Source organism: Nitrosomonas sp. Nm34 (genome assembly GCF_900113925.1).
In the GTDB taxonomy this organism is placed as follows: Bacteria; Pseudomonadota; Gammaproteobacteria; order Burkholderiales; family Nitrosomonadaceae; genus Nitrosomonas.
On the sequence record NZ_FORD01000019.1, the window covers coordinates 29,181 to 46,808 of the forward strand.

Here is a 17,628-nt window from a genome sequence, read left to right on the forward strand (position 1 = left end):
CATTTTTACATCAAAACTGACTTTGTCGGCTTTTCCTTGCCGTATCATTGATACTGTCTGCGGCTTGCCTTCGCATCATTTTTGATTTAGAAATGAAATAATAAAGCAATTTGAGCATGAGCAAAATTATAAAGTAGTAGCGGACAAACGGGTGATGAGAGGGGGCAGACTTATTAGTCGCGCCATAGCGGAAACTCAGGCAAGGTTTTAAAAAAAGCAAGGTCATGGTTGGGCCAGAGCTGCGCGTTCTCGATGAGAGCAAGTGATTTAAGTTTGCGGATACTGGCCAGTGCCTGCTCTACGTTATCCTGCCAGCAGCAGCCAGGTGCAATCTCATCGGATAAATTCTCATTCAGATCGGCTGCATCACCACAAAGAATGACGGGGCGGCCTTTGGGCAATTGGATGAGCAGTGACATGTGCCCTGCAGTATGACCAGGCGTAGTAATAGCCTGTACTCCTGGCGCAACTTCGTATTCACTTGTTTGCACATACCACTGATCCGATTTAACCAGCTCATCTGCGAATACTCCGCTATCTAATCCACTCTTGGCTGCTGTCAACTCATCCCGATGGATGTGAACCTCACATCCAGGCAGATCACACAAACCACCAACATGATCGAAATGCAAATGGCTGATAAATACTAAATCAATATCGGAAGACGTTAAACCTAATCGTTCAAGATAGCGTGGAACACGCTGGTCTGCTTGCATTCTAGGCGTGTCTATAGAAGAGGGCAGGGAAGTAAAATAACGGGTGCGAAGAGCAGGGTTGGTCAATTTACGGTAGTCGCACCCTGCGTCATATAGGATGCGTCCATTGGATGTCTCAATCAGATAAGCCAGAATAGGTGCTTCAATCCATTGCCCCTGACCACGATTACGCGTTGAAATAGTTTTCTCATAGCGTATGCTTCCGGTGAGTAACGTCCAGATTTTGAGTGCAGAGGACATAACTTGATAACCAGAGCCAGTAAGGGCACCTATTTCAGGCTTTGTTAGCGCGTAATTGGTTTATATCTGATCCGTTTCGGTTTTGCGCCTTCTTCACCCAATCGTTGGCGTTTATCGGCTTCATACTCCTGATAATTACCGGCATAGAAGGTAACTTGAGAATTGCCTTCAAACGCCAGAATATGCGTCGCAATACGATCCAGAAACCAGCGATCGTGCGAAATAACCAGCACGCAGCCTGCAAATTCCAGCAATGCATCTTCCAATGCGCGCAATGTCTCTACATCGAGATCATTCGATGGCTCATCAAGCAGCAGAACGTTGCCGCCAGAAATCAGTGTCTTGGCTAAGTGTAAACGTCCCCGTTCCCCTCCTGAAAGCTGTCCGACCATTTTCTGCTGATCAGGTCCTTTGAAATTGAAGCGGCCAATATAAGCACGAGATGGCGTTTCATATTTGCCGACCGTGAGGATATCGTTCCCATCTGATACGGCTTCAAAGACAGTCTTATTGCTATCGAGGATATCACGCGACTGATCAACATAAGCGATTTTGACCGTGTTGCCGAGATTGATTTCGCCCGTATCAGGTTGCTCACGACCGATAATCATGCGAAATAATGTTGATTTACCCGCGCCATTGGGGCCAATGATACCGACAATCGCGCCAGGGGGTATTTTGAAGCTCAAATTATCAATCAGCAACCGATCGCCAAATGCTTTGGAAACATTATTGAATTCAATGACTTCATTACCTAGCCTGTCGGACACCGGAATAAAGATTTCCTGTGTTTCGTTGCGCTTTTGATATTCCTGGGAGTTGAGTTCTTCAAAACGGGCAATCCGCGCTTTAGATTTCGCCTGCCGTCCCTTAGGATTTTGTCGTACCCAGTCCAGTTCCTTTTTGAGCGCTTTCTGCCGGGCAGATTCAGAAGATTCCTCCTGTTTGAGGCGGATCTCTTTCTGCTCTAACCAGCTTGAATAATTGCCTTTCCAGGGAATACCCTGGCCACGATCGAGTTCCAGTATCCATTCCGCGGCATTATCCAAAAAATAGCGATCGTGCGTTACAGCGACTACCGTACCAGGAAAACGCACCAGGAATTGTTCCAACCACTCCACAGATTCAGCATCAAGGTGGTTGGTAGGTTCATCGAGCAATAACATGTCCGGTTTCGATAACAGCAGCCTGCACAGTGCTACACGTCGTTTCTCGCCACCAGAAAGAGTGTTTATGACAGCGTCCCATTCAGGCAGACGCAACGCATCAGCGGCTACTTCCATTTGTTGGGCAGTATCACCCCCACTTGTTGCAATGATGGCTTCCAGCCGCGTCTGCTCTGCAGCCAGTGCATCAAAATCTGCATCTGGTTCAGCATAAGCCGCATAAATTTCTTCTAATTTCTGTTGAGCGCTGAATATATCACCTAATCCTTCCTGAACAGCTTCACGTACAGTCTGTTCCGGATTAAGTTGGGGTTCTTGAGGTAAATGCCCAATCTTGAGATGAGGCATTGGCGTAATTTCACCTTCAAAATCCTTGTCTGCCCCAGCCATAATTTTTAATAACGTGGATTTACCTGAGCCATTTAGGCCCAGTAATCCTATTTTCGCACCAGGAAAGAAACTGAGTGAAACATCTTTAAGAATCGTGCGCTTAGGTGGAACAACCTTGCTTAAACGATTCATGGTTAAAACATATTGAGCCATAAAGTGTAAAGAAAGATAGGGATGATTAGGAATTTGTATTTAATCGTTACTCTAAAATTTGGGCTTTTTTTGTTGTGCCGGTTAGCCTGATACCGAATAATGAATTTTGTTTTCGCGCCTAGCTGGAAAATTGTATATTTTACCAGCCTATTTCCCGGTAGTTAATTTGACTATTATTCCATTTCTAAATCAAATGGCGCAAAGATGAGCTGCAGACAGTATCAATGATACGGCAAGGTGAAGTCGACAAAGTCAGGTTTAATTTAGAAATGGAATTACGCGTTTATTGGTTACTCTTCATTAAATCCAAGTTTTCAATAGCTTTCAATTTTTGAAAGATGTAAAGAAATCATTGTAATAAATATAAATTATGATGTAAGGGATATTTTATTCAGAGTAAATAGTTAATCACGATAGTACTCATCTTTTAGTTGATTTTAATGTGCGAACAGACCTAATGACGGGCAATGGCTACTCTTTATAGTTAATAAAATAATGACTGAAAAGACATTATGATGAGTACGTCTATCTGATTATAAATTGTTATTTATCAATATTTTTTGAGCTATTTTCCCGACTTGCATAGGACGGGTGCCAATATTAATATTATTATCGCCTTAAGATTCACAAATACCATAAATGTTCCCTCTTTTGGATAAAGCCTTAAATAGACTAATGAAATCAAACATATACTAATGCTGGTTTCTCAAGTCTGATCTCAGCTAAAAAGTATGTCATATAAGGGTTAATCCTTACGTGTTTGTACGTATTTAATCTCTGCCGATTTTAATTTAATCTTTCATCATTCATATTTAACAATTTGAGTTGGATTGCGAGTTATCACTGTTTTTATAAGCCAAAAAGATGGCCAGATGAGGATATATTATGAGTAAAGAACGGTTGATAGAGATAAGGCAAGGTTGAATTCGCTCAAGGAGAACATCTTTTACATCTATTGATTATAGTATGGCTAATCAGAAATGTGCTAGCTTAACAGCTCAACTTGCAAAGCAAGCAATCTCACCTCTCAGTGTATCATTGAATTGATAAGTAAGCAGATTATTGTAGCGAAATTATAGCGAAAAAAATTATTCACCTGATGAGTAAAATTGCCCTATGGCTATGATTGATTTTATTTCATGTTCAGTTGTCGATTCTCTAATAAAACAAACAGGAAACTTAGGTCGGTCTTGAGATAAAGAATTATTGTGAGATATCATGGGGTAAACTACTGGAGTAAACTACTAACCGCCATGCCTGAGGTCATCAGATTCTTTTTAGGTAGTGCCTGAACGTGTTGCTCACTCAATCCTGGCTAATGCGGTAAAAGCCATCATTTATCTTGGCCATGAGGAGAAAACTCGGGGATTTCTCCTCAAAGAGAAATATTGAATTAAACAAAAACGAGCTACAGGGAGAGATATTATGAGAGTTCTGGTTTATTTTAGATCAGGTGCTAGTCAGGTATTTATAGTTCCTCAAGATATTCCTGCTGTTGAATTTAGACGAGTCGCGGAAGCTGTGGGAGGATATTTCCATAAAGTGGAATTCGTTCAAAAAAAAGCAAAATTACAAAAAATGAATACGTTCTCGTATTAAAAAATAAATTTACTCTCGATTCTTTATTCCATTTTTAAACCAAACCTGACATTATCAGCTTCACCTTGCCAGATTATTTATACTGTCTGCGGCTCGCTTGAGTGTCGTGTTTAATTTGGAAATGGAATGCCTCAAAGAAACGATAACCTCATCACAGGCTAGTACAATGCTTCAAATACCCCAGCTGCTCCCATTCCACTACCTACGCACATCGTAACCATGCCATATTTCAGATGGTGCCGACGTAAGCCGTGCAGCAGTGTCGCGACACGGATTGCGCCTGTTGCACCAAGTGGATGACCCAGTGCGATAGCCCCTCCCAAAGGATTCACTTTAGCGCGATCCAGCCCTAACTCATCGATAACAGCGAGACTTTGTGCAGCAAATGCTTCATTCAGCTCAATCCAATCAAGATCGTCCAGTTTCATACCCACTTGTTTCAGTACCTTAGGAATCGCCTTGATTGGGCCAATTCCCATTATCTCAGGCGGAACGCCTGCAACTGTGTATCCAATAAACCTTCCGATGGGTTTTAAATTGAAGCGTTGTAATGCGGCAGCACTCATGAGTACTACCGCACCTGCACCATCAGACATCTGTGAACTGTTTCCTGCCGTGACCGAGCCGTTGACTGCAAAGACCGGTTTCAATTTCGCAAGCACTTCTAAACTGGTATCGGCACGAGGTCCTTCATCAGTGTCTTTCACAGATTCTACAGTTACGACTTCATGTGAAGTTAAATCCGGTCTTTTTTCTTTGATCGGGTAGGGGACAATCTCCTGGTTGAATTCGCCCGTTTCGATGGCTTTTAAGGCTCGTGTGTGGCTCGTCAGCGCAAACTCATCCTGTTGCTCACGAGAGATTTTCCATCGCTGTGCTACTTTCTCGCCAGTGATGCCCATTCCATAGGCAATGGCTACATTTTCATCGTGCAGGAACATAGCGGGATTCAGGGCAACCTTATTGCCCATCATTGGTATCATGCTCATGCTTTCAGTACCACCCGCAATCATCACATCTGCTTCCCCCAGGCGAATACGGTTTGCAGCCAATGCCACTGTCTGCAGTCCGGACGCACAAAAGCGGTTGACTGTCATGCCTGACACGCTATTGGGCAGCCCAGCCAGCAACAATGCTACACGTGCTACATTGATTCCTTGTTCTGCCTCCGGCATAGCGCAACCGACGATGACATCTTCGATTGCAGCCGGATCAAGTCCTTCACATTGTTTCAATACTGCTTGGAGAACATGAACAAGCATGTCATCGGGGCGAACATTTTTAAACATGCCGCGTGGGGCTTTACCAACAGGTGTACGTACAGCAGCGACGATATAAGCATCCTGAGTTTGTTTGGTCATGGTTTTCTCCATCAATCTTTAAATAAGGATCTCATCACGATGGCTAATTTCTAAGTGGTTTTCCTGTTTTCAAGGTGTGCGCGATGCGTGCTTGAGTTTTCTCTGTTGCCAGCAATTCAATGAATGCTTTTCTCTCCAGCTTGAGAAACCACTCTTCATCTACCAGACTGCCCGGCGTCAAATCGCCTCCACACATGACATAAGCAATTTTGCTGGCGATCAGGTAATCGTGCTCAGAAATAAAGTGCCCCTCTAGCATATTGACTAATGTTCCTTTGAGTGTCGCAATCCCGGTAGATCCCACTACTGGAATCCCGCGTGGCATCAAAGGCGGGCGATAACCTGACTCTGCCAGTGCAAGTGCTTGGGTTTTTGCTACGTAAAGAAGCTCAAAACGATTCATGATGATCGGATCAGCCGGGAGTAAATAACCCAGTTTTTTTGCTTCCTCGGCACTTTTTCCAAGTTGTGCCATTGCAACTGTCTGGAAGTACTGTTTTAGTTGGGGAAAAGGATCATCATCTATTGCATTTCGTGCTGCTCTCAATGCCAGCTCTTTGCACCCCCCGCCGGCAGGTAGCAAGCCCACCCCTGCCTCAACCAAACCGATATAGCTTTCCAAGGTGGCAACAGTTCGATCGCAATGCATCACAAATTCACAGCCCCCTCCTAAAGCAAGTCCATCGACAGCCGCCACCGTTGGAATCATGCAGTACCGCAGATGCTGGGATAGCTGCTGGAAGCGCGTGATCAGCGTTTCTACTTCTGCGAGTTTGCCAGCCATCAATGCATCTGCTAGATCCAGACTTCGCGCAGCTTGCAGAATGGTCGATTGAGCTGTTTTCTTAACTTTCTTCACGAATTGATCAAAAGCGGAGGGAGGTTCCTCACGTTTGGGCTTCTCTGTCGCTTTTTGCAGATTAGCACCTGCCGAGAAAGGAGGTTCGGTTTGCCAAATCACGAGTGCACGCCAGTGACGCTCTGCTTCCTCAATTGCCCGCTGCAATCCATTGAGTACTTCGATATCGATCGTATGCATCTTGCTCTTGAAGCTGACAATCGCTATTTCATCTCCAGTATGCCACATTCGTATTGCATCTGTTTCAAAGATGGTTTCACCATATACCCTTTCTTCACCCGCCAAGTGATCAGGAAATGCTTGTCTGCGATATACCGGCAATGTAGATCGCGGTTGCATCGCATGGTGTGCCGGTGCGTAGGAACCTTGCGCGGTATGGACCTCTGGCGCCGCATGTTGCCCTACCTCTTGTACCCAGGCAGGAAGAGGAATGTTGCTCATGCTTTTGCCAGCGGCAATATCTTCATTGATCCAGGCAGTAATCTGGTTCCAGCCGGCAGTCTGCCAGATTTCAAATGGCCCCTGATTCCAACCGAACCCCCAGCGGATCGCGAGATCCAGATCGCGCGCATTATCTGCGATGGATGATAAATGAAAAGCGCAGTAATGGAACAGATCCCGATGGATTGCCCACAAAAATTGAGCTTGTGGATGCTCGCTGAGTTGCAAAGCTGCAAATTTTTCAACTGGATTCTTTTGCTTGAGTAGCGATTCTACCTCGCTATCTAATGTGCTTTCGGAAAGATGATAAGTATTGGTAGCTAGATCAAGCACCTGAATTTCTTTATTAACTTTCCGATAAACTCCTTTGCCTGATTTCTGGCCGAGTGCGCCTTGATCGATCAAGGTTTGTAGCCAGTTGGGGATGACGTAATAGCGATGCCAAGGATCATCGCTCAGTGCTTTATGCATAGTATTGATGACATAGGCGAGAATATCCAGGCCTACGATATCTGCAGTACGGAAAGTAGCACTCTTGGGGCGACCAATGAGGGGTCCCGTCAACTTGTCAACTAGATCAAAGCCTAAGCCAAATTCTTTTGCATGATGCATAATCGCCAACATGGAAAATACACCTACACGGTTAGCGATAAAGTTAGGGGTATCTTTCGCACGAATGACGCCCTTACCCAGATAAGTCACTAAAAATGCTTCCAGATCATCAAGTATTCCGGCATCGCTCTCCTTGCAAGGAATCATCTCGACCAAATGCATATAACGCGGGGGGTTAAAAAAGTGGATACCACAAAAGTGATGACGTAATTCTTCAGGAAAAGCCTGCGCCAATTGATTGATCGATAGACCGGATGTATTGCTGGCAAAAATGGTATGCGGACCAAGATGAGGCGCAATCTTGGTATACAGATCGGTTTTCCAATCCATACGTTCAGCGATCGCTTCAATAACAAGATCACAGTCCGTGAGCAATCCCAGGTGCTGATCATAATTAGCCGGCTGAATAGAAGCTGCTTTGGAAGCTACTGATAGTGGAGCAGGCTCAAGTTTTTTCAGTTTTTCGATTGCTTTTGTGGCAAGCGCACTAGGATCACCATATTCAGTAGGCAGCTCAAATAAAAGTGTTTCAATATTAGCGTTTACCAAATGCGCTGCAATCTGCGCTCCCATGACTCCTGCTCCCAGCACTGCGGCCTTGCGCACAATAAAGCGATAGTTACTCAATTTTCTCCCTCCGCCTGATCTGGTTATTGGATGAAGCTGCTAATGCAGCACATTTCTGCATCATTGCTTGATTACATCTTATTTAAATGACTATTTCAAGCTTTTCGCTCAAAAGATTACAAGCATGAACCTCAAAGAGCAAGTGGGAATTTTTTCATCTTTGTAAAGATTGATGTCAATTACTTAAGCCAAATTAAGGTATCAGCATTTGTCATCCTATTTCTCTTTATAAATTGTTCAGTTTGTATTCATGATCCCCGCGATAAAGTAATCACCAACAGAAGAAATTCTGATCAATAAAAAAACAATTAAGGAGGTGTAACATGAAAACGAGAACTAAAATAGACTTAGTGATAAATTATTATCTGGAATGTTGCTAAGTATTGTTTTAGTGATTCCCATGGTGGTTGAAGCTGGAAGAGGACACCACCATGATCATTATCGCCATCATCATCATGATCATCATCGCCACCATCACCATAATCATTACAATACACGAAATATTTATTACAACCAGTCCTACTATCCTCCCGCTTATCCGCCTGCTTACGGTGGTTATTACGGTGTCGCCCCGAGAAACTTTTTCTTTGGCAGTAACACGGGAAATGCCCGTTTTATGTTAGGCTATTAAACATCATGGCCGGTAGCAGAAAATATTATTCTGCTACCGGCTGGCTTATAGCTATTGAAGAATGATGACCTATCGATATTGCTTGGTGATTGCTATTTTTTTTTTATTTATCATGCCTACCGCTACGCTTGCGCAGAAAGATTCTCTTTATTATCAACCGAGCAATCAGCACATGGAAATTTCCCAACAGCAAGCCGTTACTATTGCACAGCAGCATATTCCAGGGCGTCTTCTATCTGTTCAACGTGTGCCTGATAGTTATCGTGTCAAGATTTTAAGTAACAGAGGAACTGTACGCATCGTGACTATAAACGCTAATAGCGGCGCCGTTATTGCTACTCATTAGAATAGAAAAATTCCCATGTAATTCTGCCTATCTGAGTGATTGAGTGAAATAAGCTAGCTATGATCAAAGCTAGCTATGATCACGTTTGCAGATTTTTAGGTTTAACACAGTATTTGATTATTTAAGCTACTCGATTGACATCATGCGAATCTTGCTTATTGAAGATGAAATCAAGCTGCAAAAGCAAATTAGTCAGCAACTAGAGGCAGATGGATATATGGTCGATACTTGTGATAACGGCGAGGAAGGTTTGTATATTGCAAGTGAATATCCATTAGATGCAGCCATTGTTGATATTGGTTTACCTGGTTTATCTGGCCTTGAAGTGATTGCTGCTTTACGCAAGCGAGGCAGCTTACTGCCCATACTTATTCTTACCGCGCGTAATAGCTGGCAAGATAAGGTTAAAGGTTTGGAGATGGGGGCGGATGATTATCTTGCCAAGCCATTTCAAATGGAAGAGTTGCAGGCCAGACTCAAGGCGCTTCTACGCCGTGCAACTGCCATTCCGAGTACAACATTGAAGTATGGGCCTGTCACACTGGATACAGCCGAACAAACGGTCAAGTTAGGTAATGACGTGGTTGATCTGACTACTTTTGAATATCGCTTGCTGGAGCATTTAATGCGCCATCAAGGTGAGGTCATTTCCAAACAAACACTTACTGACTATCTTTATTCCCACAATGATAATCATGATAGTAATGTGTTGGAGGTTATGATTGGACGCTTGCGCCGTAAACTTGATCCTGATGGAAAACTTAACCCAATAGAAACATTACGTGGACGCGGTTATCGTTTTGCGATCAAATCCTCATCATTATGAGATCACTCAATCAGCGGATTTTATTCAGTGCCTCATTAGTACTTTTTATCTTTATTGTAGGTACTGCGTTGACGCTGGATCGTGCCTTTTATGATAGCGGCCAGAGGGCGCTACAGGACCGCATGCTTGGCAAGCTTTTTCTGCTGATGGGAGAGGTTGAAGTTGACCAGAAGGGTAGTCTATCCATGCCAGAAGAACTGCCAGCTCTGATTGAATTTGAGCAGCTCAATTCAGGTGTTTATGCCTTTATTACCGATCAAACCAATACTCTTGTCTGGAAATCGTTTTCTACTTTAAGTATTCCCATACCGTCACGAGCCCCTCTATTAGAAGGTGAGAAAAAATTCGAGCAGATTATGCTTAATGATGAGCCTCACTTTATCTACAGTTTTGCTGTAGCCTGGGAAACAGATGGAGGTGACTATCCCTTTACTTTTCATGTGATCATAGAGAGTGCATCGCTTGAGGCGCAAATAGACAGCTATCGTACAGACTTGTGGGGTTGGTTGGGAGTGATGGGATTTTTATTATTGATTATGCAGATGCTGGTATTGCATTGGGGGCTTCGACCGATGCGACAGGTCTCATCTGAGTTAAATGCCGTTGAATCAGGCGTGCAGGAAAGCGTGCAAGGGCTCTATCCAGTCGAATTAAAACGCCTTACCGACAATATCAATTCGCTCATCCAACACGAACGAAAACATCAGCAGCGTTACCGCAATGCGCTAGCTGATCTAGCGCACAGTCTTAAAACACCGCTGACTATCCTGCAGGGTACAATCAGAACTGAAAAGCTTTCCGAGAATATGAAAACTGTTCTCGATGAACAGATCAACCGGATGGATAGTATCATTCAATATCAATTACGTCGTGCGGCGACAGCTGGCAGTTCGCCTGGAACAAGGCTGATTGCATTACGTCCAGTCGTTGAGAAAATTGTGAATACAGTCAATCGTGCCCATTACGACAAATGTCCGCAGATTGTCATTGAAATTGGGTCTGAGTTTTGTTTGAGGGTGGATGAGGGTGATTTGATGGAATTGCTTGGCAATTTAATTGATAACGCTTTCAAATGGTGTCGGCGGACAGTCATCATATCGGCCCAGTGTGTGCACGATGATATCGTGCTTAAAGTAGAAGACGATGGTCCTGGTGTCAAGCAGGAAGAAATAGGCAGACTCACTGAACGTGGGGTCAGGGCTGATCAAGCGATGCCAGGTCACGGTATTGGCTTGGCTATTGTGCGAGATATTGCTCAGGCATATGATGGTGCCTTATCTATTGAGCCGGGCAAGAACGCTGGAGCATCTTTTATTATCAGAATAAAGCGTTAACAGAAATTCTTGCAATTCAGGCCATTCCAGTCTTAAATTGTGCGTCTTTTATTGATGCGCAAGGCTCCTCTGCCTGGATTATGGCGTGTTGAAAGACGTCAGATAAGAAAGGATATGAGATAATGACGAACAGATACTTTAATAAATAATAAGATACCATGAACTATCCGCAGCATTAAAGTAAGGTTGATTTTTGAGCTGAAAAAACGGAGCCTAAATATCGTCTAACCTTATTCCCATTAAACCAGTTGAAAAAAACAAGCATGCCTAGATTTATCGCACTAATTCCTGCTGCAGGCACCGGCTCGCGCATGAATAATGAATTACCAAAACAGTATTTATCATTGGCTGGGAAACCAATGATTTATCATGCTCTACACACCTTGTGCCTTTCCTCGCATATTTTTAGAGTATTTGTTGTTCTCGCCCCGGATGATCATGAATGGAGCCGTTACGATTGGTCATCCTTTGCTGATAAATTGACCGTGAAATATTGCGGAGGGGCAACGCGCGCTGATAGTGTATTGAATGGATTGAAGGCAATGCAAACAGACGGATCTATCGGTAAGGATGATTGGATTCTTGTACATGATGCAGCCCGCCCTTGCCTGACTATCTTTCAACTTGACCAACTCATTGATGCACTTGCACTGGATGAGATTGGCGGCTTATTGGCGATTCCGGTTGCAGATACCTTAAAGCGTGCCGATTCAAATCAATGTGTGATGGGGACAGAATCCAGAAATAGCTTATGGCAGGCGCAAACCCCGCAGATGTTTCGCCTGGGCCTGTTAATGGATGCACTGAGTAAAGTGGATAGTGCCGCTATAACGGATGATGCCAGCGCGATCGAAGCTTCAGGTCTTCGCCCCAGATTAGTGCAGAGCGATGCTTATAACTTCAAGGTGACTTATCCTCAAGATTTGGCCTTAGCCGAACTTGTCTTACAAAAAAGGGAAACAAAGTGAAGAATATAAGAGTTGGTCAGGGTTTTGATGTGCATCCACTGGTAGAAGGTCGCGATCTGATCATTGGTGGGGTAGCGATTCCTTACGAGAAAGGACTAATGGGGCATTCTGACGCAGATGTTCTGCTGCATGCGCTGTGTGATGCATTAATCGGTGCAGCTGCATTAGGGGATATCGGTCAGCATTTTTCCGACAAGGATGCGCGTTACAAAGATATTGACAGCCGCGTGCTATTACGTGAGGTGCATCGGTTGCTGATCAGCAAGCGCTACAGGGTCATCAATATCGATGCCACTATTATTGCTCAGGCACCTAAAATGGCCCCCTATATCTTGGCGATGGTAACTAACATTGCCCAAGATTTGAATATGTCTAGCAGCGACATTAATATCAAGGCAAAAACTGCGGAGAAGCTTGGCTTTGTAGGTCGGGGTGAGGGGATTGTGGCCGAAGCCATTTGTTTAATCACAAAAACTGACGATATTTGTGATTAAAACTAATATTTCTCCCGAAGAGACTATAAAAGTTTTTTTTGCAGTCTGGCCTGATGCCGCTGCTCAAGAAAGACTGAGCAAGCTAGCCAGCCAGCTCGCCAGCCTTTGTAGGGGGAGGGCCATCAATCTTCCTTTGATCCATCTTACCTTAGTATTTGTTGGAAATGTAACTGGTCAGCAACTTGAAACACTGCGCCAAGTAGCGAATCAAGTCAAACAATCAAGTTTCCATTTGACTATGGATGAAATTCAGTACTGGCAACATAATCGCATTGTCCATATTGGTCCAAGCCAATGTCCTGCTAAGCTTTCTGCATTAGTAAACGATTTACAGAATAGATTGTCTCAGGCGGGTTTTTCGCTGGAAAAACGCCGCTATATTCCACACATTACTTTGGTAAGAAAAGCGTTATGCGGAAATTTGCCAGATTTGACGGCTTCGGTTGACTGGCACGTCAATCAATGGGCATTAGTGCAATCCAAACAGACTGATCAGGGCATGGTTTATTTGTCACTTAATCGCTGGCCTCTGGAAGAAATCTGAATCCCGTTATCACATTATGCTTCATAAAGAATCTTTGAGTACCTAATGAAAATCCTAGCGCTCGATACTTCTACTGAATATTGCTCACTCGCACTCTGGCTGGATGGTAACGTGCTGTGCAAAGAAGTATTGGCAGGGCAAACGCATACTGAGTTACTGCTGCCGATGTTGCAAGCAATGTTGGCCGAATCCGGGCTGGCTTTGACACAATTGGATGGCTTTGCTTTCGGTGCCGGTCCAGGATCATTTACGGGTTTGCGCATAGCATGTGGCATAGTGCAGGGATTGGCCTTTGCGACAGACCTGCCTGTTATCGGGATTAGCACGTTGGAAGCTATGGCCCAAAGAATTGGGGCAAGCCACGTTATGGCAGCGCTGGATGCACGTATGGGTGAAATTTATTATGCTGCTTATACTCAAACAGTTGATGGCTGGTCAATTATACAAGCACCTATTCTCTGTTTGCCACAGCATATACCTCAGCTACCGGGCGGGCGCTGCTGGGTTGGGTGTGGTAGTGGTTTCGATCAGTATCATGAATTGCTAAGCCATCTTTACAGCAATAGTTTGTATCGGATTGAGCCGGGATGTTATCCCCATGCCCAGGAAATTGCGCGACTCGCTGCGCCAAAATTGTTGAAAGGGTTGGGCATCGCTGCCGAAGAGGCTGCTCCTGTTTATATACGAAATAAGGTGGCTTTGAAGGAAAATGAGCGATGAGCCATTCCTTGCAGCAAACCTATCAGATCAGGGAAATGCGCTTGGAAGATGTGCGTCGCGTCATTCTCATCGAACGTGAAATATTTCTTTTCCCCTGGTCAGAAATGAATTTTGCTGATTCGATCAGAGCAGGCTACCACTGCCGCGTGATAGAACTCAACGATTTGCTGATAGGCTATGCTATTATGATGAGAGGTCCCGATGAGGCCCATATTCTAACAATTGGCATTTCCGCTCAATGGCAGCATCAAGGCTTGGGTTGCAAGATGCTACAGTATTTCATTGATCTTGCCAGACAACAGCGGGCTATAGCAGTCTTGTTGGATGTGCGTGAGTCTAATATTGCTGCGGCCAATTTGTACCGACGACTAGGTTTTAAACAAATCGCGATACGTAAAGGATATTATCCTGCTATGTGTGGGCGTGAAGATGCACTGGTGATGAGGCTGGAGTTATGAGTCGACGACGCAAGGAGACACTGCACGAGCTTGGTTTAACCCCTATTTGGCATCGCAGGGCAGACAGCGCTTTGGAAAAATCAGCGCCCTCGACTTTGGCGAGTGATCAGTCTGTCTCAAAAGTCAATGCTGCAAAAGCAGTAATTAATGATCGAGAAGCGCAAATTTCAAGGATGGATTGGGCGCAGCTCAAAGCTACCGTTGCTGGCTGCATAGCATGTCGGTTATGTGAGTCAAGAACACAAACGGTGTTCGGGGTGGGGGGCGAACAGGCTAATTGGCTGTTTATCGGAGAAGGACCCGGTGCGCGAGAGGATAAAACAGGCGAGCCATTCGTTGGTCAAGCAGGTAAATTGCTTGACAATATGTTGAGGTCTATTCAATTACGGCGTGGCGAGGGAGTTTATATTACCAATATCGTAAAATGTCGACCACCTAATAACAGAGCCCCTGAACCTGACGAGGCTGAACAGTGTCGGCCCTATCTGGAACGACAAATCGTTCTGATTAAACCTAAACTTATTGTTGCGTTGGGAAAGGTGGCAGCCCAGAATTTATTGCATTCTAATGAAAATATTGGCAATCTGCGTGGCATGCTACACTCCTATGCAGATATCCCTTTGATTGTTACTTATCATCCAGCTTATCTGTTACGTTCGCTCTCGGACAAAGCCAAGGCGTGGGAAGATTTATGCTTCGCCAAAGCAACTATGCAATCATTATTGGCGCAATGATTTTCTCAGGAAGCCACTGATTCCATTGCCAAATCAAGCCTGGCATTGCCAGCTTCTCCTTGCTATATTAGTTTTTATACTGTTTGTAGCTCGTCTTCACCTTATTTCTGATGAGGAAATGGAATAGTGCGATCATCATTAATGGACTTTATGCATGCCAATTAGATGAAGTGAGTCCTCTTTGCTTTGATTGAACAGGTGCCATTTACGGATGAGAAGCATAGCGATAGCCACCAATAAACCAAATAGCGCAATCACAACGTAAATATGCACATCCAGTAGGATGAGCAGCGCATACAGCAATATCATCACCAGAATACTGGAATTCTCATTGAAATTCTGGACTGCGATGGAATGACCGGCGCCCATCAAAATATATCCGCGATGCTGTAGCAGGGCATTCATTGGTACCACAAAAAAACCTGCTAGACCACCGATCAAGACAAGTAACACCACCGCAATCCATAAGTCTCGCACAGTAATCATCGTCATCACGACGATACCCATGGCAATACCGAGTGGAATGACTTTTACTGAATCCCGCAAAGAAACTAATTTAGCTGCTAAAACCGCTCCGAGAGCAATGCCGACTGCCACTACGCCTTGCAATTGCGCGGCTTGATTGAGTGGAAAGCCCAGTGCAATATCAGCCCATTTCAAAACAATAAACTGCAAAGTCGCGCCTGCCCCCCAAAACAAAGTTGTGACAGCGAGCGAGATCTGCCCAAGCTTGTCGGTCCATAACAATTTGACACAGTGTGCAAATTCGTGAATCAGGAATGAAGGATTCTTTTTGAGTATGCGATGATCGACTCCTGTATTGGGTATGTATAAATTAAAAGTGGCTGCAATCGTATAACACACTGCAACAAGCAGAAGCGCTACTTCTATGTGGGTATCGATACCTGTATCCATAAAAGGAAAATCAAGCGATAGTAAAGCAGTCGAAATGGCTGGGGTAATGAGAAGCCCGCCAAACACTGTGCCAAGTACGATAGAAGCTACAGTTAATCCTTCAATCCAGCCATTGGCAATGACCAATTTTTCCGGGGGCAGCAATTCAGTCAATATGCCGTACTTTGCAGGAGAATAAGCTGCTGCACCCAGCCCCACTATGGCATAGGCACTGAGCGCAACATATTGGTCTATCGCAAAGAACAGAAGGGTACAGCCCACGATTTTAATCGAGTTGCTGATAAACATGACTCGACCCTTCGCCATGGAGTCAGCAAATGCACCTACAAAGGGTGCCAGCACGACATAGAACAGCACAAATACAAATTTGAGCATGGGGGTAAGAAAGGTAGGGGCTTGTAAGTCAGTCAATAGCGCGATCGCTACCACCAATAATGCATTATCAGCTAATGACGAAAAAAATTGTGCCACCATTATTGTATAGAATCCGCGCTCCAAGAGTCCTCCTTAATAACCTCGATTTAAATCTTTCCGGGAATACTTAGTAGAAAATAGTAGTGTATATCCTAAAGGGAATAGTACCTGTAAACGGAATAATACCTTTTATGTCTCTCATTTAGATGAAAATTTTATTTAGTCTTAGTCATTCCATTTCTAAATTAAACCTGATTTTGTTGGCTTTACCTTGCCCTATGATTGATGCTGTTGGTGGCTCGCCTGCACGTCATGTTTGATTTGAAAATGGAATCACATACAAAATATCAATATTATAGCGATAGCTATTCCGAACGATGGATCCGTGACAGTGGACTATTATGGATTGCTGGCCATATTTTCGAGGTATTCTACCCTTACTTCGGTAAGACCATGTAGACCAATCTTTTTAGCTGCACCATGTGATAGATCAATTAGTCTGTTTCTTTTGAAAGGGCCGCGATCATTAACAATGACATCTACAGCACGTCCATTACGGAGATTGGTAACTCTTACTTTGGTGGGCAGGGGAAGAGTTCTATGTGCAGCAGTTAAGCCTTGTGGATTAAAACGTGTACCCATTGCAGTTCGATTACCCGATTCCTTGCCATACCATGAAGCAATCCCTTTCTCACGATAGCCTACTGCTGAGGATATTGGATAATATGTCTTGCCTCCTACTTTGTAGGGTTTATTGTACGGTGCATTTTGCTTGCTTCGAGATAAGGATGAGGTAGAAGGTTTGGTAAAAATAGAACAGCCACTGGATAAAAAGGCGAACAGCAATATCAATACCCCGGTAATACTTGCAAGCGGTAAATTGATAGTCGTTCGCAATTCTATCAATTTGATTGCATAAAGTTTATAAACCGGAATTATTTCTGTTTTAAATAGAGTAAATCTTGATTCTATTCTCGTCATCATCCACCTTTATGAAATTTTTAAGGGTGCTCAATGGTCTTTTAATTCCAGCAAGAGAACATTTAGCTCAGATTGAACGTATTTAGATTAGCTTTGTTT

The 17,628-nt window shown here is 44.0% G+C and carries 17 protein-coding genes; 11 read left to right on the forward strand and 6 right to left on the reverse strand.

Features of this window, described 5'->3' with window-relative positions:
• Positions 1 to 173: 173 nt before the first annotated feature.
• Positions 174 to 956 (reverse strand): N-acyl homoserine lactonase family protein, encoded by a 783-nt coding sequence (locus BM283_RS09385; protein WP_090692367.1) that lies wholly within the window; start codon positions 954 to 956, stop codon positions 174 to 176.
• A 44-nt stretch (positions 957 to 1,000) separates the two neighbouring features.
• Positions 1,001 to 2,665 carry an energy-dependent translational throttle protein EttA gene (gene ettA, locus BM283_RS09390; protein WP_090692369.1) on the reverse strand — a complete coding sequence of 555 codons (1,665 nt, stop codon included), beginning with the start codon at positions 2,663 to 2,665 and terminating at the stop codon, positions 1,001 to 1,003.
• 1,425 nt (positions 2,666 to 4,090) lie between these two features.
• Here ettA and BM283_RS18795 point away from each other — a divergent pair.
• Positions 4,091 to 4,264, forward strand: a complete 174-nt coding sequence (locus BM283_RS18795) for a hypothetical protein (protein WP_170828928.1) — start codon at positions 4,091 to 4,093, stop codon at positions 4,262 to 4,264.
• A gap of 158 nt (positions 4,265 to 4,422) precedes the next feature.
• Here BM283_RS18795 and BM283_RS09395 read toward each other — a convergent pair whose 3' ends face one another.
• Both BM283_RS09395 and BM283_RS09400 read right to left on the reverse strand, forming a co-directional pair.
• A complete protein-coding gene (locus tag BM283_RS09395; RefSeq protein WP_090692372.1) occupies positions 4,423 to 5,625 on the reverse strand; it encodes an acetyl-CoA C-acyltransferase in 1,203 nt (400 codons plus the stop codon).
• A 43-nt stretch (positions 5,626 to 5,668) separates the two neighbouring features.
• A complete protein-coding gene (locus BM283_RS09400) occupies positions 5,669 to 8,164 on the reverse strand; it encodes a 3-hydroxyacyl-CoA dehydrogenase/enoyl-CoA hydratase family protein (RefSeq protein WP_090692373.1) in 2,496 nt (831 codons plus the stop codon).
• 370 nt (positions 8,165 to 8,534) lie between these two features.
• Here BM283_RS09400 and BM283_RS09405 point away from each other — a divergent pair, with 370 nt between their 5' ends.
• The 10 genes from BM283_RS09405 to BM283_RS09450 all read left to right on the forward strand — a co-directional run bounded on the left by BM283_RS09405 (position 8,535) and on the right by BM283_RS09450 (position 15,219).
• Positions 8,535 to 8,795, forward strand: a complete 261-nt coding sequence (locus BM283_RS09405) for a hypothetical protein (RefSeq protein WP_139225233.1) — start codon at positions 8,535 to 8,537, stop codon at positions 8,793 to 8,795.
• Between the two features lie 61 nt (positions 8,796 to 8,856).
• Positions 8,857 to 9,141 carry a PepSY domain-containing protein gene (locus tag BM283_RS09410; protein WP_090692377.1) on the forward strand — a complete coding sequence of 95 codons (285 nt, stop codon included), beginning with the start codon at positions 8,857 to 8,859 and terminating at the stop codon, positions 9,139 to 9,141.
• A gap of 142 nt (positions 9,142 to 9,283) precedes the next feature.
• Positions 9,284 to 9,967 (forward strand): response regulator transcription factor, encoded by a 684-nt coding sequence (locus BM283_RS09415; RefSeq protein WP_046851841.1) that lies wholly within the window; start codon positions 9,284 to 9,286, stop codon positions 9,965 to 9,967.
• Positions 9,964 to 11,301 carry an ATP-binding protein gene (locus BM283_RS09420; protein WP_090692380.1) on the forward strand — a complete coding sequence of 446 codons (1,338 nt, stop codon included), beginning with the start codon at positions 9,964 to 9,966 and terminating at the stop codon, positions 11,299 to 11,301. The genes BM283_RS09415 and BM283_RS09420 overlap by 4 nt, the downstream gene beginning before the upstream one ends.
• A gap of 263 nt (positions 11,302 to 11,564) precedes the next feature.
• Positions 11,565 to 12,269 carry a 2-C-methyl-D-erythritol 4-phosphate cytidylyltransferase gene (gene ispD, locus BM283_RS09425; RefSeq protein WP_090692382.1) on the forward strand — a complete coding sequence of 235 codons (705 nt, stop codon included), beginning with the start codon at positions 11,565 to 11,567 and terminating at the stop codon, positions 12,267 to 12,269.
• Entirely contained in the window at positions 12,266 to 12,763 is a 498-nt protein-coding gene (gene ispF / locus BM283_RS09430) for a 2-C-methyl-D-erythritol 2,4-cyclodiphosphate synthase (RefSeq protein WP_090692384.1), read from the forward strand. The genes ispD and ispF overlap by 4 nt, the downstream gene beginning before the upstream one ends.
• The gene (thpR, locus tag BM283_RS09435; protein ID WP_175492085.1) at positions 12,756 to 13,307 is read left to right on the forward strand and encodes an RNA 2',3'-cyclic phosphodiesterase; all 552 of its coding nucleotides are present in this window, start codon (positions 12,756 to 12,758) and stop codon (positions 13,305 to 13,307) included. The genes ispF and thpR overlap by 8 nt, the downstream gene beginning before the upstream one ends.
• A 45-nt stretch (positions 13,308 to 13,352) precedes the next feature.
• Positions 13,353 to 14,027: a tRNA (adenosine(37)-N6)-threonylcarbamoyltransferase complex dimerization subunit type 1 TsaB gene (gene tsaB / locus BM283_RS09440; RefSeq protein WP_090692388.1), complete on the forward strand. Its 675-nt coding sequence runs from the start codon at positions 13,353 to 13,355 to the stop codon at positions 14,025 to 14,027.
• Positions 14,024 to 14,485 (forward strand): ribosomal protein S18-alanine N-acetyltransferase, encoded by a 462-nt coding sequence (gene rimI / locus BM283_RS09445; RefSeq protein WP_090692390.1) that lies wholly within the window; start codon positions 14,024 to 14,026, stop codon positions 14,483 to 14,485. The genes tsaB and rimI overlap by 4 nt, the downstream gene beginning before the upstream one ends.
• The gene (locus BM283_RS09450) at positions 14,482 to 15,219 is read left to right on the forward strand and encodes a uracil-DNA glycosylase (protein ID WP_090692392.1); all 738 of its coding nucleotides are present in this window, start codon (positions 14,482 to 14,484) and stop codon (positions 15,217 to 15,219) included. Before rimI ends, BM283_RS09450 begins: the two co-directional genes overlap by 4 nt.
• 138 nt (positions 15,220 to 15,357) lie before the next feature.
• On the opposite strand, the gene lplT is transcribed toward BM283_RS09450, so the two are convergent.
• On the reverse strand, positions 15,358 to 16,632 hold the full coding sequence (gene lplT, locus BM283_RS09455; protein ID WP_090692394.1) for a lysophospholipid transporter LplT: 1,275 nt from the start codon (positions 16,630 to 16,632) through the stop codon (positions 15,358 to 15,360).
• A 315-nt stretch (positions 16,633 to 16,947) separates the two neighbouring features.
• Positions 16,948 to 17,454, reverse strand: a complete 507-nt coding sequence (locus BM283_RS09460) for a septal ring lytic transglycosylase RlpA family protein (protein ID WP_254776307.1) — start codon at positions 17,452 to 17,454, stop codon at positions 16,948 to 16,950.
• Positions 17,455 to 17,628: the final 174 nt, after the last annotated feature.